This window comes from Georgenia yuyongxinii (assembly GCF_006352065.1).
GTDB classification, from domain to species: domain Bacteria; phylum Actinomycetota; class Actinomycetes; order Actinomycetales; family Actinomycetaceae; genus Georgenia; species Georgenia yuyongxinii.
On sequence record NZ_CP040915.1, the window covers coordinates 801716 to 816886 of the forward strand.

At 66.1% G+C, this 15171-nt stretch carries 15 protein-coding genes and 2 pseudogenes; 10 read left to right on the top strand and 7 right to left on the bottom strand.

Features of this window, described 5'->3' with window-relative positions:
* Positions 1-450 precede the first annotated feature (450 nt).
* The 4 genes and pseudogenes from FE374_RS03675 (at position 451) to FE374_RS03690 (ending at position 2777) form a co-directional block, all read left to right on the top strand.
* On the top strand, positions 451-801 hold the full coding sequence (locus FE374_RS03675; RefSeq protein WP_139927293.1) for a PadR family transcriptional regulator: 351 nt from the start codon (positions 451-453) through the stop codon (positions 799-801).
* A 2-nt stretch (positions 802-803) separates the two neighbouring features.
* Positions 804-1184, top strand: coding sequence for a DUF1048 domain-containing protein (locus FE374_RS03680; protein WP_139927294.1), 381 nt, complete (start codon positions 804-806; stop codon positions 1182-1184).
* A pseudogene (locus tag FE374_RS03685) lies at positions 1181-2010 on the top strand (ABC transporter ATP-binding protein). The gene FE374_RS03680 and the pseudogene FE374_RS03685 overlap by 4 nt, the downstream one beginning before the upstream one ends.
* Positions 2007-2777, top strand: a complete 771-nt coding sequence (locus FE374_RS03690) for an ABC transporter permease (RefSeq protein WP_139927295.1) — start codon at positions 2007-2009, stop codon at positions 2775-2777. Before FE374_RS03685 ends, FE374_RS03690 begins: the two are co-directional and overlap by 4 nt.
* A 293-nt stretch (positions 2778-3070) precedes the next feature.
* On the opposite strand, the gene FE374_RS19075 is transcribed toward FE374_RS03690, so the two are convergent.
* The 5 genes from FE374_RS19075 to FE374_RS03710 all read right to left on the bottom strand — a co-directional run bounded on the left by FE374_RS19075 (position 3071) and on the right by FE374_RS03710 (position 5934).
* On the bottom strand, positions 3071-3229 hold the full coding sequence (locus FE374_RS19075) for a hypothetical protein (protein WP_168205577.1): 159 nt from the start codon (positions 3227-3229) through the stop codon (positions 3071-3073).
* Between the two features lie 201 nt (positions 3230-3430).
* Positions 3431-3568, bottom strand: a complete 138-nt coding sequence (locus tag FE374_RS03695) for a helix-turn-helix domain-containing protein (RefSeq protein WP_139927296.1) — start codon at positions 3566-3568, stop codon at positions 3431-3433.
* 131 nt (positions 3569-3699) lie between these two features.
* Positions 3700-4674: a diacylglycerol/lipid kinase family protein gene (locus FE374_RS03700; protein ID WP_456319093.1), complete on the bottom strand. Its 975-nt coding sequence runs from the start codon at positions 4672-4674 to the stop codon at positions 3700-3702.
* Positions 4675-4845: 171 nt separating this feature from the next.
* Positions 4846-5349, bottom strand: a complete 504-nt coding sequence (locus FE374_RS03705) for a hypothetical protein (RefSeq protein ID WP_139927298.1) — start codon at positions 5347-5349, stop codon at positions 4846-4848.
* A gap of 195 nt (positions 5350-5544) precedes the next feature.
* The gene (locus tag FE374_RS03710) at positions 5545-5934 is read right to left on the bottom strand and encodes an STAS domain-containing protein (RefSeq protein ID WP_139927299.1); all 390 of its coding nucleotides are present in this window, start codon (positions 5932-5934) and stop codon (positions 5545-5547) included.
* Between the two features lie 266 nt (positions 5935-6200).
* Between FE374_RS03710 and FE374_RS03715 the strand changes: the two genes are divergently transcribed.
* Positions 6201-6926, top strand: a complete 726-nt coding sequence (locus FE374_RS03715) for a TetR/AcrR family transcriptional regulator C-terminal domain-containing protein (RefSeq protein WP_139927300.1) — start codon at positions 6201-6203, stop codon at positions 6924-6926.
* A gap of 168 nt (positions 6927-7094) precedes the next feature.
* Here FE374_RS03715 and FE374_RS03720 read toward each other — a convergent pair.
* Positions 7095-8105 (bottom strand): annotated as a pseudogene (locus FE374_RS03720) (malate synthase); the annotation flags it as partial.
* A gap of 223 nt (positions 8106-8328) precedes the next feature.
* On the opposite strand from FE374_RS03720, the gene FE374_RS03725 reads away from it, so the two are divergent.
* Positions 8329-9081, top strand: coding sequence for an IclR family transcriptional regulator (locus FE374_RS03725; protein WP_139927301.1), 753 nt, complete (start codon positions 8329-8331; stop codon positions 9079-9081).
* A gap of 391 nt (positions 9082-9472) precedes the next feature.
* On the opposite strand, the gene FE374_RS03730 is transcribed toward FE374_RS03725, so the two are convergent.
* The gene (locus FE374_RS03730; RefSeq protein WP_139927302.1) at positions 9473-9736 is read right to left on the bottom strand and encodes a hypothetical protein; all 264 of its coding nucleotides are present in this window, start codon (positions 9734-9736) and stop codon (positions 9473-9475) included.
* 330 nt (positions 9737-10066) lie between these two features.
* On the opposite strand from FE374_RS03730, the gene FE374_RS03735 reads away from it, so the two are divergent.
* From FE374_RS03735 to FE374_RS03750, 4 genes are all read left to right on the top strand, one after another.
* On the top strand, positions 10067-11047 hold the full coding sequence (locus FE374_RS03735) for an ABC transporter substrate-binding protein (protein WP_139927303.1): 981 nt from the start codon (positions 10067-10069) through the stop codon (positions 11045-11047).
* Positions 11048-11141: 94 nt separating this feature from the next.
* Positions 11142-13208 (top strand): oxidoreductase, encoded by a 2067-nt coding sequence (locus FE374_RS03740; protein ID WP_139927304.1) that lies wholly within the window; start codon positions 11142-11144, stop codon positions 13206-13208.
* Between the two features lie 133 nt (positions 13209-13341).
* Positions 13342-14145: an ABC transporter ATP-binding protein gene (locus tag FE374_RS03745; RefSeq protein ID WP_139927305.1), complete on the top strand. Its 804-nt coding sequence runs from the start codon at positions 13342-13344 to the stop codon at positions 14143-14145.
* Positions 14142-14951: an ABC transporter permease gene (locus tag FE374_RS03750; RefSeq protein ID WP_139927306.1), complete on the top strand. Its 810-nt coding sequence runs from the start codon at positions 14142-14144 to the stop codon at positions 14949-14951. Before FE374_RS03745 ends, FE374_RS03750 begins: the two co-directional genes overlap by 4 nt.
* Positions 14952-15171 lie beyond the last annotated feature (220 nt).

Sequence of the window (15171 nt, forward strand, 5' to 3'; positions counted from 1 at the left end):
GTGACCGCCTCCACCGCAGCGTTGGCGCGGCTCGGTCGGGAAGTGGCTCAACGCGCTCGGCACGATCGGGCACGGTACAACACGCTCGAGGGTCCGAACGTTCGCGACCTCAACTGCCCGGTCTGCCAGGCGCTCGACGTCGTCACCGAGAGGATCGGCCGATCTGCGACGCAGCACGTCGCTGGCCCCGTCGCACCCCCTGGAAGCACTCAGATCTCACCGCACCAGGCACTTGCCAGGCCATGAAGGTTTCATCTCCGCCCGCCAGGCACCTTCCAGAGGTCCTCCCGAGGAGGGGTTGCGAGCACCGGTCATCGCGTGCGCTGCCCGGCGCTAGACGACTCGCTTCTCGCTGGCATGGAAGGCCGCCTCAGGCCTGTTGTGCGGGCGGTGCTCAGTGTTACTATCTAGCGGTACCTAGCAACGCTGAGTAGGTCAGGGAAACGTCCCATGGGTAAGCAGACGACCGAGATGCTCAAGGGCACGCTAGAGGGCATCGTCCTCGCGATCCTGGCTGTGCAGCCGGCGTACGGGTATGAGATCACGGCACGGCTGCGTGAGCAGGGTTTCACCGACATCGTCGAGGGCACCATCTATGCGCTGCTGGTCAGGATCGAGCAGCGCGACCTCGTCGACGTGGCGAAGGTCCCGTCCGAGAAGGGGCCGCCGCGCAAGGTGTACACGCTGAACGCGCAGGGGCAGGCGCACCTCGCGGAGTTCTGGAGGACATGGGGCTTCCTCTCAGAACGAATCGGACAGCTCCGCCACCGCATCGAATCGCCGACGGGTGAAGGAGAGTAGCCATGGTCGCAAAGTGGATCGAGACCCTCACGGGGTCGCTCGAGCAGAAGAAGCAGTACAAGCAGTACAAGGCGCGCATCGAGGCTCTCCATGAGCCGTACCGATCCACAGCGAGGGCTTTCGAGCGGTACTTCATGTACTTCGGGGGCGTCATAGATGGCGACACCCTCATCACGATGTTCGGCGACTTCGCCGACCTCTGGGAGCGTGCCGCCGTCGACGGCACGCCGGTGCGCGCCATCGTTGGTGACAACCCGGTCGAGTTCGCCGAGGACTTCGCAAGGGCTTACAGCGGCACCCAGTGGATCGATAAGGAGCGCGCACGCCTCACGAAGGCGATTGACGACGCGACCGGTGGCGGCGGAAGGGGGGCGGGCGCATGACCAGCGAACAGTCGCTCGAACCCGCGATCCGGGTGCAGGGCATCGAGAAGTCGTTCAAGGACCTGCACGTGCTGCGGGGCGTCGACTTCGACGTGAGGGCGGGGAGCATCTTCGCGCTGCTCGGCTCAAATGGTGCGGGCAAGACCACGCTGGTGCGGATCCTGCCCTGCTGAGAGCCGACGCGGGCACCGCCACGGTCCACGGGTTCGACATCGCCGCGAACCCCGGCGACGTGCGCGAGTCGATCAGCATGACCGGCCAGTTCGCCGCGGTCGATGATCTGCTCACCGGCCGGGAGAACCTCGTGCTGGTCGCCAAGTTGCGTCACCTGAAGAACCCCGGTGTGATCGCCCACGACCTGCTCGCGCGCTTTTCGCTCACCGAAGCAGGGAACCGCCGGGCGTCGACGTACTCGGGCGGCATGCGCCGCCGACTCGACATCGCGATGAGCCTGATCGGGAACCCGCCGATCATCTTCCTCGACGAACCGACGACGGGGCTCGACCCTCAGGCGCGCATCGAGGTGTGGCAGACCATCAAGCGGCTCGCCGGTCAGGGCACGACGGTGCTGCTCACGACGCAGCACCTCGACGAGGCTGAGCAGCTCGCCGACCGCATCGCGATCTTGCACAAAGGCACGATCATCTAGAAACGGACTCTCATCGAACTCAAGCAGCTCCTCCCGCCCGGCAAGGTCGAGTACGTCGCGAGGCAGCCCACGCTCGAGGACGTCTTCCTCGCCCTCGTCGGTGACACCGACGAGATCGAGACCGCCGACGACGACCGCACCGACGGCACGGCGATGGCACGAAAGCAACCCCGATGAGCGCCCACGTCCTCGGCGACACCGGCGCTCTGACCGGTCGCTCGCTGCGCCACATCCTCCGCAGCCCCGACACGATCATGACCACCGCGGTCACCCCGGTCGCGCTGATGCTGCTGTTCGTCTACGTGTTCGGTGGCGCGATCACCACCGGATCCGAGGAGTCGTACGTCAACTACATGCTCCCCGGCATCCTCCTCATCACGATCGCATCCGGCGTCGCCTACACCGCGTACCGGCTGTTCCTCGACATGCAGGGCGGCATCTTCGATCGTTTCCAGTCCATGCCGATCGCGAGGTCGAGCGTGCTCTGGGCGCATGTGCTCACCTCCCTGGCCGCGAACCTGGTCGCGGTCGCGGTCGCGATCGTCATCGGCGTCGCGCTGATCATGGGGTTCCGCACTGGAACATCCGTGGTCGCCTGGCTCGCCGTCGTCGGCCTGCTGATCCTGTTCACCCTCACACTGACCTGGATCGCCGTGATCGCGGGACTCTCGGCGAAGTCCGTCGACGGCGCGAGCGCGTTCAGCTACCCGCTGATCTTCCTGCCGTTCATCAGCTCGGCGTTCGTGCCCACCGACTCGATGTCCGGCCCGGTCGCATGGTTCGCCGAGAACCAACCCGTGACCTCGTTGGTGAACACCATCCGAGCCCTGTTCGCGCAGGAACCAGTCGGTGGTGACATCTGGATGACCCTCGCCTGGCTCGTCGGCATCCTCGTGGTCGCCTACGCCTTCGCGATCGCCCTCTACCGCCACAAGATTAGCTGAGGCCGACGTCGGTCGGGCAGCGGCACTCGCCGTCGAACGACGGTACGCGTGCCCCAGGCCGTACTCGCCGCTATCGGCACGTCTCGTACCTGACATGTGTCGGCACGCGGTCGACGATGGCTGCCAGGTGAATCCCTTAGGCCGGTCACGCGTGAACGGCACTTCGGTGACGAAGCCAGGCGGAGTGGCACGGGTGCGCAGCTGGCCGAACAGGCCGACCACCGCTGGTTATAGCTCTCTACGTGGTCTCGAACAGGTAGCCCATCCCGGGCTGGGTGACGATGTGCCGCAGGTTAGGTGACGAAGGCGTCGAGCTGCGCTTGTAGCTGCTCGAGGGTGGTGGCCGCGAGGCGGAAGTGGGTGAAGTCGGGATGCCAGCACTCGTTCGGGACGTCGGCTTCGAAGCGAATGTAGGAGGACTTCGGGCGCTTCTTCGGATCGGGGACGATCAAGCCGTGGCGGTGCAGGGTCCGCCATACCGTCGCCTCGGAGACCGTGACGCAGTCACGGGCGAGGTGTGCGGCGATGGTGACCGGCCCGTTGCCGTGACCGGCGGTGGTCAGCTGTGCCCTCAGTGTGAGGATCGCGGCGACGGTGTCGTGGCCGTGTGCCTGCGGGTTGGTCTTCGGGCGGCGTGAGCGGGGCTCGAGGGCCTACTCGCCCTCGGCGCGGTACCGGGCGAGGAGCTCGTAGACCCAGGACCTGGAGACGTTGTAGGTCGCGGTGACCTCGCGGACGGGACGCTTCTGGACGATGACGGCGGTGATGACAAGCCGGGCGAGGGAAGACATGCCCACTGGTTAGGGCCAGGGATGTCCGCGATGTCGCGCGACTGGGCCGGTCACTGGTGCACCGAGCCCCGGCACCGCTCGCGCAGCCCTCTAGTCGAGCGGTGATGGAGTGGTGTTTCGACCGGCCGGCGCTAGCGTTTGTTGGGGGAGCCTTCGGCTAGGTCGGGGCTGCGATCGGGCTGGTAGACGCACAGCCATAGCGCTGCGGGTCGGACGGTCGCCGCGAGAACCCGGCGTGGGTCGATGACGTCGCCGTCGAGTTGGCAGGGCTGGTCGCGGTCGCTGGTGATGGTGATGCGTGAGCCGCGCAGCACCTCCATCCGGGGCACGTGCTCGTGTCGGCGGAGGATGCCCCAGGCCAGCGCCACCCAGTCGGTGAGGTGGCGGGGGGCGAGGATGGCGACGTCGAGCTGACCGTTGTCCGGTTCGGCGTCGGCGAGGAGTCTGACGCCACCTTGCAGGCGGCCGACGTTGCCGACGACGACGGTGCGTGCGCGCCGGCGCAGGGGCGGGTCGTCATCAATCTGGATTTGGACGCGCATCGGGCGGTCGCGGAGGTGCTTGAGAGCAGAGAGCACGTACGCCAGCGAGCCGACACGGGCCTTCAGGGTGGTCGAGGCGTCCTCGAGCAGCTTGGCGTCGAAGCCCATGCCGGCCATGACGGCGAAGGCCTGGCCGTCGACCTCGCCGATGTCGAGGAGGTGACGTCCGCGGTCGACGGCGAGCCGTACACCCTCGGTGGGGTCGTCGGGCAGGCCGAGGTTGGTCGCCAGGAGGTTGCCGGTGCCGGCGGGCAGCACGGCCAGGGCGGCCTCGCTACCGGCCAGGCCCTGGACGCACGAGCGAACGGTGCCGTCCCCGCCGCTGACGAAGACGACCTCGGCGCCCTCTGCGACCGCCTGGCGGGCCTGGCCGGCGCCGGGGTCCTCCGGCGTGGTCTCGAACCACAGCGGGACCGGCCAGCCCGCCGCGGCCAGGGTCTCTTCGATGGTGGCGCGAAGCTCGTCCAGGCCCTCGACCCGTGCGGGATTGACCACGACCGCGGTGCGCAGGGGGCCGTCGTGCTTGACGCGCTGGCGGTCGGCGGGCTCGGGGTGCTCGCCCACCGCGCCAGTACCGGCGGTGGCGGGCGTCGCGACTGCCTTTTGGTTCGTGTCCACGTGGGCCCTTTCTAGGGTTGGTGCTGCTGGCGCTGGCTCGGGCGGCGAAAGCTGAGGCGAGCGGCCGTTGCTGCCGCTCGCCTCAGCTGGGGGCCGTGGTGAGGCGGCCCTCATCTGTCAGTCGTTGTGGGCGTCGTCGCGGGTGTAGTTCTCGGTGCGCTCGTCGTCGTCGCCCTCGATCTCCTTGGCGAGCATGGCGGCGCCGACGGCCCAGATCGCGGCGCCGATGAGGCCGATCCACACGCCGATGTCGGAGGAGAGGTCGTCGCCGCGCTCGAGGCCGCCCATCGGGTTGATGGCGAAGGCGAGGCACTGCAGGGTCGCGGCGATGCCGACGGCCATGGTGACGAGGGTGAGGCCGCGGTGCTGGCCACGGCGTGCGCGCTTGGTGGCGTAGACCAGGGCGAGGAGCAGGCCCAGGCCGAGGTAGGCGATGAAGGGCACGAGGGAGTCGGTCTCGTACCCGGTTCGGGGGTCGGCGCCGTCGGCCGGGTTCACCCAGTTCATGAACGGGGAGATGTTGAAGACGAGGATGCCGGCGGCCGCTGCGGCGAGCCCGGTGGTCCTGGCCCGTCGGGTGTCGCGGGTCGCGGAGGTGGCGTTCGTGCGCGGTGCAGTCATGTGAGATCCGTTCTGGGGAAGTGAGAAGGCGGCACGGGGGACGGTCGGCTGGACCGGGTGTGCGCCACGGGAGGTAGCAGCCTGACCTGTGCGACCGGAGGCCGCATCTTGGGCTGAGCCACTCGCAGCCGTCGTCGTAGGCGCGACCATGCCGGAGAGGCGCGCCGGGCCCGGCCGAGACCGGCCGGTGCGGGCTCAAGCTGATGTGGTGACCGACGCCTGGTGGACGGCGGTGGCGGCGGGAAGGGCCCCGTCGTGGTCGACGACGTCGACCAGCTCGCCGATCATGGTGACGTCGAGCAGGAACCGGACCACGTCGGACGGGCTGATGAAGATGGGGCGCTGGTCGGTGTGCTGGGTGAGCCGGCTCAACGTAGCGATCGCCGACGAGTCCATGAAGGTGACGTGGCGGGTATCGACCTCGACCGGCTGGTCGTACCGCACGGCCTCCCGGACGGCGTGGAGCAGGTCTGCCTTGGTGGCCAGGTCGAGCTCGCCGGAGAGCACCAGGCGGACGCGATCCTCCATGGCGAACAGCGCGACGGTGCCGGGCTCGGGCTCGGGGAGCGGGGAGTGGGCAGCCATGGTGGCCTCTTCTCCCGAGGTGGGTAACCACTTCGGTTGGTATGGGCGATGGACGAGAGGCCATGCCGCGGTAAGAACTCGATCCGCTGGTCCGTTCCGGCAGGGGCCGAGGCGCAACGCGGAGCCTTGAGTGGTGCTGAGCGGGTCGGTACCCGCTGGCGGTGCGTGGGCCTCACGCACCGTCTACAGTGTAAGTGTACGGTGTACACGTACGCAAGTCCTGCCGCAGCCTGTGGTGGCTATGGAGCAATCAGCTGAGGAGTGCAGTGCCCACAACACGAAAGCCCGCCGAGGGGGAAGCGTCGCAGCACGGCGGCGCGGGACGTCGTCGTGAGCCGTTGAGCCGGGAGCGTGTGCTTGCTGCCGCACTCGAACTGGTGGACGCCGAAGGTGTCGACGCGCTGACGATGCGCCGGTTGGCGCGCGAGCTGGGCTGCAACGCGATGGCGTTGTATCGCTATGCGGCCAGCCGGGGCGCGTTGCTCGACGGTGTCGTGGAGGCCGTCATGTTGGATCTGGTGATCCCGCCCGACGGGGCCGACTGGGAGGCGCAGCTGCGGCGCACCGCGCACCAGTTCCGCGACCTCGCGCTCGCGCACCCCTACGTGGTCCCACTCCTGGTCACCCGGCCGCTGTCGACGCCGCTGGGCCTTCGCCCGCTCGGCACCGTCCGCCCTCTCGAGATGCTCCTGACGCTGCTCATCGACGCCGGCTTCTCGCCCGAGGACGCGCTGCACGTCTACCGGGCCTACTTCGGATTCCTCTACGGCCACGTCCTCACCGAGCTGCAGGAACTGGTGGCCAGCCCCGAGGAGAGCGACGACCTGCTCCGACTCGGCCTGCACCGGCTTCCGGCGGCGGAGTTCCCATATGTACGGCAGCTTGCCTCTGCGCTGGCCGGCTACGACGGCGTGACCGAGCTCGACCAAGGCCTCGACATCCTCCTCACCGGACTGCGCGTCCAGCTGCAGATTCCTGCCCGACAGAACTGACGCGCAGCAAGCGGCACTGACGCGCAGCAAGCGGCGCGGTCCACCCGGCCACCATGCAGCTGAAGGACGTGCGAGTGCGGCTCAGGGAGGCGAGTTCCACGCGTGACCCCCATTCCACGCGAGTCCCACGCATCTCGGACTGTCGAATGACTGTGTTTGACCATGGCTGAAGGAGCCGTCGAACCCGTCAGCGGCCTCGCGGGTCTTGTCCTCGCGGACCTTGGCGAAGGCCGTCTCGTTGACCGCCTCGTCGCGGCTGGGGATGAACGCGGCCATGCCCCCGATGGCGTGGGCGCCACGCTTGTGGCAGGTCCGCACGAGCAGCTCGGTGTAGGCGCGCATGAACGGCACGGTCATGGTCACCGCGTTGCGGTCGGGCAGCAGGAACTCCGTCCCGCGGGTCCGGAAGCTCTTGATGACCGAGAACATGTAGTCCCAGCGGCCGGCGTTCAGCCCCGCGGAGTGCTCACGCAGCTCGTAGAGGATCTTCTCCATCTCGAACGCCGCCGGGAACGTCTCGATGAGGACCGTGGCCCGGATCGTGCCCCGCGGGATGCCCAGGAAGTCCTGTGCGAGGGTGAACGCGTCGTTCCACAGCCGCGCCTCGAGGTGGGACTCCATCTTGGCCAGGTAGAAGTACGGTCCCAGGCCCTTCTCGATCTGCCGCCGACCCGCCGTGGCGAGGTACAGGGCGAAGTCCACCAACGACCCGGAGGTCGCCTCGCCATCGACGAGGATGTGCTTCTCCGGCAGGTGCCAACCGCGCGGACGCACGACGACGGTTGCCAGCTCGCCGTCGGGCTTGAGGGCGTAGGTCTTGCCGTTCTCCGCGGTGAAGTCGATCCGCCGGTCCACCGCGTCGAGCAGGTTCAGCTGCCCCTCCACCACCGACTCCCAGCGCGGGGTGTTCGCGTCCTCGAAGTCCGCGAGCCACACCTTCGCGCTCGAGTTCAACGCGTTGACCGTCATCTTGCGGTCCGTCGGGCCGCTGATCTCCACCCGCCGGTCCAGGAAGTCGAGCATGCCACCAGCCGCGAGGTTCGCCACCCGCCGGGCACGCGCCTCCAACACCTCCAGGCGCCGGCCGTTCAGCTCGCGGTGCAGCCGGGCGATCAGCTCCAGAGCGTCGGGCTGAGCACCTCCTCATAGCGCGCCCCCAGCTCAAGCGTTGATGGTCATGCCGTCGAGGACTGATGTCACCAAGACTCCTACTTTCACGATACGAAATAAAACATCTTCGTAGTGAAAACTATACGTGAGCGCCGTCACGGTGGTCAACCACGGTGCTTCTCCGGACAGGCCCGTGCACTCCGTGCTTCACGGGCCAAAGTTCCGTCCTGTGAAACACTGCCCCCGAAACTTAGGGGCCTGCGACCGCCACGACCCAGGACGGGAGACTCCGTTGGCTGATAGCACGGGCGTTCAGTCGGTAGACCGGGCGATCGAGCTGCTCGAGATCCTGACGGACTTGGGCGGGGACGCTGCGCTGAGCCAGTTGGCTACGCGCTCCGGCCTGCCGTTGCCGACGATTCACCGCCTCATGCGAACGCTCGTCAACCGGGGCTACGCGCGCCAGCTGCCATCGCGCCGGTACACGCTCGGACCGCGGCTGATCCGCCTCGGCGAGGGCGCCGGGCGCCAGCTGGGTGCCGGCGCCCGCCCCTACTTGGAGCAAGTCGCTGGTGAGCTCGGCGAGACGGCAAACATGGCGATGATCGACGGCGACATGGCGGTTTACGTAGCGCAAGCGTCGTCCTCGCGCTCGATGCGCACGTTCACCGAAGTCGGCCGGCGCGTGTATTGCCACTGCACGGGAGTCGGCAAGATGCTGCTCGCCCAGCTCCCGGACACCGCGGTCCGGGAGATCGTCTCTCGCGTTGGCATGCCGGCTGCCACGAACGTGTCGATCACCCACGTCGAGGCACTCCTCGTCGAGCTCGACAAAATCCGCGACCGCGGCTATTCCGTGGACGACGGCGAGCAGGAGGTGGGCGTGCGTTGCTTCGCTGTCGCCGTCCCCGGAGCCCCGACTCCGTCAGCCGTCTCGGTCTCCGGGCCTGCCGCGCGGGTGACCTTCGAATTCGGGAAGCGGGCGGTGCCCCTGCTGCACGAGCTGGCCAAGCAGGCGGCCGGCCAGCTGCCCGGCGGGCGCTGAGCAGTCGCGGCGACTCTCGAATGCCGCCCCGCGGTGGTGCCACCCAGGCGCCAACGCGTGGTGGCCGGGGGCACGAGCCTCCCCCGCCTGGCCGTTCACGGAACCCGGGCGGTCAAATGGCCACGAGCCTCTGGCTTCCCATCGGCGCGGCCGCGATTCGTAACGATCACGTAAACCTTGTAGGCCTCGAGGATGGCCCTGAAGTGAGTGCTCCCGGTCCGGAGAAATCTGCGTACGTTCGGTGCGCGTGGATGAGGGCGACACCGGTCCCCAACCGGGGTGAGGGCGGGGAGTGCGAGCGGGTCAGGGAGCTCGACCGCGCCGTCAAAGCGCACGTTGCAGCGATCGAGATCCCCATCGATGCGACGTCACCCTGCGCGCGGGAGTTCGCTCAAGCCGGCCGCAGCGTGGTGCTCTCCGCGCGCATGCGGTGTTTCGCGAGGCCACCTGCGAGTCCCCACGCGTGGCGCCCGCCGAGCGGGTGACCGCGGCCAGCGAGCGCCTCATGGAACGGATCGTTGATGCTTGACACGTGATCACGGATCTCATAGCGTCCCGCCACGAGGGTCACGACGATGTGGTCAAGACGGGAGCAATCGCCATTTACAACACCGACGCGGGAACGCACGAAACCCATCACTTCTGCCCGCGTCATACCAATCCCTGCGCGGCTCTTAGAGCGCGCGAATAGCGAGCTGGGAAATCGTCGCGACGAGTGACCAGTACGCGGGAAGTCGCTGCGCCAGGACACACGCACGTGACATTTCAAACCCAAGATGAACATCGCAACGAGGCCACTTCGTCGCTCCCAGGCGACCCGGGTTAGAGCGTGGGTGGCCGTATGAACCCAGGCATCACCCTCGATAGCGCGTTGTTTGGAACGGCACACCGGGAGCGGAGCACGCAATCGGAACGCCGTGTGTGAATGCATGTGCATCCAACCTCCGGAAACCGGAGGTTCACCGAGAAGCGATGAGGAAACACCTTGACTGAGACGAAGTACTCCCGACCCGCCGCCGCCGTTGGCGTGGTGGCACTGAGCGCTGCACTGGCAGCGTGTTCGTCCGGACCCGATGCCGCCTCCGCGGCGGACGGTGGCGAGATGGCGAGCGTCCGGATCTCTATCGGTACGGATCCGTCGTTCGCGGCGGCCTACGTGGCCGAGCAGCAAGGCATGTTTGAGGACGCCGGGCTATCGGTGGAGTTCGTGAACACGGGTGGAGGCCCCGCGAGCGTACAGAACGTGTCGGCCGGAGTTGCTGACATTGCGATCAACGGCGATGCCACGACGTTGCCGCTCCTCCCGCAGCACTCCAAGCTCAAGGTCCTCGGAGTCTTCGAGGAGTCCGACACTCTGTTCAAGGTCGTCCTCAGAGAGGGTGTCGAGCCCGCTGACATCGAGAAGATGGCGTACGGTCCTGGACTCCGGCACTACATGACCGTCCGTTATCTTGAGAGCGAAGGCATCGATCCCAGCTCCGTCGAGTTGATCAATGCTGACTCGCCCGAGTTCCCCGCCATTCTCGGTAACGGCGACGCGGACGGGTACGTCAGTTTTGAACCGTGGGTGTCGCGGGGTGTCGAACAGGGCGGGCGGGTCGTCGCCGACAGCGGTGACTTCGGTGCAGGGTTCACCCAGTGGATCGTCGTCAATGGGGACTGGCTCTCGGAAAACGAAGAGACTGCGGCGAAGTTCGTCTCCGTGCTTGACGAAGCAGCGGAACTCGTGGAATCCGACCCCGACCTCGCCATTCGCGACACGATGACGGCTATCAAGGTCGACGAGCCGACGGCACGGTCGGCGATCGAAGAGATCACATTCAACGTGCGCGAGTTCACGCCGGCCGATTTTGAGGCGGCCGGCCAGCTGATGAAATTCTTCGAGAGCTCCGACGTGATCGACGCACCAATCGACCTGGACAAGTTCATCCTCGCGGATTGGCTCAAGACCCACGTTCTCAACTGACCTCGCCGGGCTCAGCGAAGGGCCTCGCCCGCAGGCTCAAGATATTCGCTGCGCCCTCACCTAGCGACTCTGTCGCTCACCTCGACTCCGACCGATGCCGATCGAACCGCGAAGGATTCCATCCGTGGGAACACTAGACGCCTTATGGCAACCGCTGCAGGTCGCAGACGTGACCATTCCGAACCGCGTTATGACGTCCGCGCTGACGCTGCAGTACGGAAAAGATGGACTCATATCGGAACAGCACCGGGCGTACTATCGCGAGCGGGCGCGCGGTGGTGTGGGGCTGCTCTTGAGCGAGCAGATCTCGGCGTGGGAAGCAAGTAACAGCCCCTTCACTTCAGCCCTTATCGGGTATGAAGACGCGCAGATCCAGGCTTACCGTTTACTGGCGAAGGCGCTTCAACCATACGAAACGAAGTTCTTCGTCGAACTGTTCGCGGCCGGTGCGGCCGGCGGGGATACGGTCGGACTTGATTGGAAGCCGCTTCTGGCTCCCTCGCGAGTGGGGCTCCCCGGCAAGAACATGCCAGTGTCGATGACTGTCGAACACATCGAGCAGATGATCGACAGTTTTGCGAGGGCCGCGCAGAGAGTGCAAGAAGGCATGCTGCACGGCGTGGAGATACACGGCTCTCATGGTTGGTTGATCAGACAGTTCCTCAGTCCACTCACCAACCGGCGCACTGACCAGTACGGCGGCTCAGTGGAGAATCGTTGTCGCTTGCCCATCGAGATCGGCCGGGCGATACGTGAGAAGGTTGGCCCCGGGTTCCCCCTGGGGTTGACCATGACGTACGACGAGCTGGCCGGGAACGCGGGGATCACTCCGGAGGACGCGTTGGACCAGCTCCGGGTGATCAACGACGCCGCGGTGTTCGACTTCTTCGACATCTCGATCGGTTCTTCGGCTTCTCGCCACTACACCCTCGCACCGATGGGAGTTGAGGAGGGATATTCTCTTCCTTTCGGGGGGAGAGCGAAAAAGGTCGTCGGGAGTGACGCCGCCATCTTCATGGCGGGACGAGTCCTGAACCTCGAGATGGCGGCGCGTGCGGTATCTGAGGGGAACTCGGACATGGTCGCCATGTCTCGTGCCCATCTCGCCGACCCCCATCTTGTGCAGCGTGCGCGACGGTCGGGCGCCACTCCTCCGAATGGACACGTTCGATGCGTCGGCGCGAACGTCTGTGTCTCCCGAGCGATCACCGATCAGGCAGTCGTGTGTGCGGTAAATCCCGTGACTGGCAGAGAGTCGAAGTGGGAGCAGCTCCCCCAGCGGACGGCGAACAAGCGGAAGGTGGTCGTCGTCGGCGCGGGCCCCGCCGGGCTACGTTGCGCGCTGACGTCGGCCAGAGCCGGCCACGACGTTGTCCTGCTCGACCAGGCGAAGGCCGTCGGCGGGCATCTTCGCCAGCTTGCACGACTGCACACTCGAGCACCTTGGCAGCAAGCAGTCGACGACATGGAACGGGCGTTGATCGACGCGGGTGGCGTGATCGAGCTGGGTAGCCGAGTCGAGGTCGGATCCTTTCCAGCTTCGCACGGCGACACCATCGTCGTAGCGACCGGATCGGAATGGGCCATACCCGAATCTCTTCAATCGGCGCCGCTCGCCGGCAACGCGGCAGAGCAGCACGGCTGCAGAGTGCTCTCCGTCGACTCGGCGATAGATGAGCTGCACGGGGACGACGACGTCGCGCCAAACGGTGGAGCCTCCCTCGGACAGCGGGTTGTCATCTTCGACAGCACGGGAACGTACGCGCCACTGGGCCTGGCCGAGTCGGTGGCTATGACCGGCGCGGAGGTCCACTTCGTCACCAGCCAGGACAGCGTCGGCCCCCATGTTGCGGCGACGTTGGACCTGCCGCACCTCTTGGCGAGGATCAAGGAGCTGGGCGTCAAGATCGTGACAGGTAGCGTCCTGGTCGCTGTGAGCGAGGGCAGTGCGCTCTTCAGGAGCACGTACAGCGGCGCGGAGTGGGCGTTGCACGAGGTGGAATCTGTTGTCCCGGCGTTTCGTCGCGAGCCCCGGGATCAGCTCTATGAGGCGCTGGTGAGCCGCTTCGAGGATGTGCATCTCATTGGTGACGCACTGTCGCCGCGGTCGATCGAGGCGGTGATTCTGGATGGCGAGGAGCTTGCCCGCACGTTTGCGTGAAGTCGGTTGATGCGGAAGTGCCACTTCGTCGTTCACGGTGCCAACACCTGAGGCTGCCGGTAGACGCGGCAATGTGAGTAGTGGGAAGGAGCGATTTGTTATGGATGTATCACCTGGGAAAGGTGTCGGCGTAATGGCCACCATTGAGGACACACATGCGGCCATTCATGCGCGCGATGTCGGGATTGCCTATGGGGACTTCGTCGCCGCGGAGAACGTGAACCTGACAGTCCAGCGCGGCGAGTTCCTCTGTCTGTTGGGACCCAGCGGATGTGGGAAGTCAACGCTGCTGTCAGCGTTCGGTGGTTTCGTGCCCATCTCAGCGGGGACGCTGCAGGTACACGACTCGGACCAGTCCAGTCGCACCGATGTCGGGTTCGTGTTCCAGGACAGCGATGCCCTGTTCGGGTGGCTGACGGTTTCGCAGAACATCTCGTTCGGCGCGCGAATGAAGGGCGCGTCTCGGAAAGAACAGGCTGAGGTCGCCGCGAAGTATGCCGACCTGGTCGGGCTCTCGCACTGCATGGACCACTTCCCGAAGCAGCTCTCGGGTGGTATGCGGCAGCGGCTTCAACTGGCCAGGGTGCTCGCGAACGAGCCGGATATCGTTCTCATGGACGAACCGTTCGGAGCGCTCGACGCGCAGACCCGTGAAGTCATGCAGCGCGAGCTAGCGCGTATCTGGAGCTTGCAGGGTTGCACGATCGTATTCGTCACGCACGACATCGAGGAATCGCTCCTTCTGGCTGATCGGATCGCGATCATGAAGGCCGGGCCAGCGTCGAGCATCAAGTCCATCCACGACGTGGACCTGGCTCGTCCCCGCGATCCTGTCGACCCGGATTTTGTTCGTCTTCACTCCATTCTGCGTCAAGAAATTGGTGCAGAGGTTCGTAAGGCTCTGCGGGGCCAAGGCCTAGACGAGGATCTGACATGACGGTGAACGCGGTTGGGGACAGGCTCCGGAAGCCTGTGTCGGCGGCGCCCAGAGCCAGCTCACGTAACCCGCTGTACCTGGTGGGCTCTCTGGCGCTGGGGCTTGGGGTCTGGTTCGTGGTGGCCGGCCTCTATGGCCCTGAGGTGTTTGCTTCCCCTGGGGATACGCTGGCAGCGGCAGTCGACCTGGCTCGCAGTGGGGAGCTCTGGCTGGCGACGCAGGCATCTGCGGGGCGGATTCTGGCTGGATGGTCTCTCGGCGTTCTGCTGGGTGCACCGATCGGCCTGCTGATGGGGCGCATTCAGCTGATTGGGCGATTGCTCGATCCGTATGTGCAGTTCTTCCGGTTCGTTCCGCCGATCTCATTCGTCACCCTGGCCGTGGTGTGGTTAGGGATCGGTGAGGCGTCGAAGATCGTTCTGATTGTCTACACGTCCGTGTTCATTGTTGCGATCAACACCTTGGCGGGTGTCGTCGCAATCAACGAGAATCAGTTGCGGGCCGCCGCGACCCTCGGGGCCAGCCGGCGCCAGCTGCTTCATGCTGTGGTGCTTCCCGCCGTAGTACCCTACATCTTTACCGGCGCACGGCTCGCGATGGGGAACAGCTTCCTCACCATCGTCTCCGCCGAGATGGTTGCGGCAAACACGGGTTTGGGTGCGCTGATCTGGCAGTCGCGCAACTTCGGGCGGATCGACTGGATTTTCGTGGGGATCATTGTCCTCGGTGTCCTAGGGTTCCTATTTGACCGGATTGTGCTCTGGATCGGTCGCCGTGCACTCATGCGGTTTGGCGTCAAGGGCTGACCTCGAGTGAGGTATTGGCGTAGAAGCTGCTGGAGCGCGTCGTTTGTCGAAGGCGAGTCCCTTGCTTCGAGCCTGGTGTGCGTACATGCGGGCCGACACACAGGGGGGGCACCGCGTTATGGGAGCCGCCGGCCGGGTCGGCCGGGACGGACTGGGCGGGATGGGCATCTGCCTTGCCGGTGGAGCACGAGGCCGAGCGCCCAGCACAAGCGAGGGACGT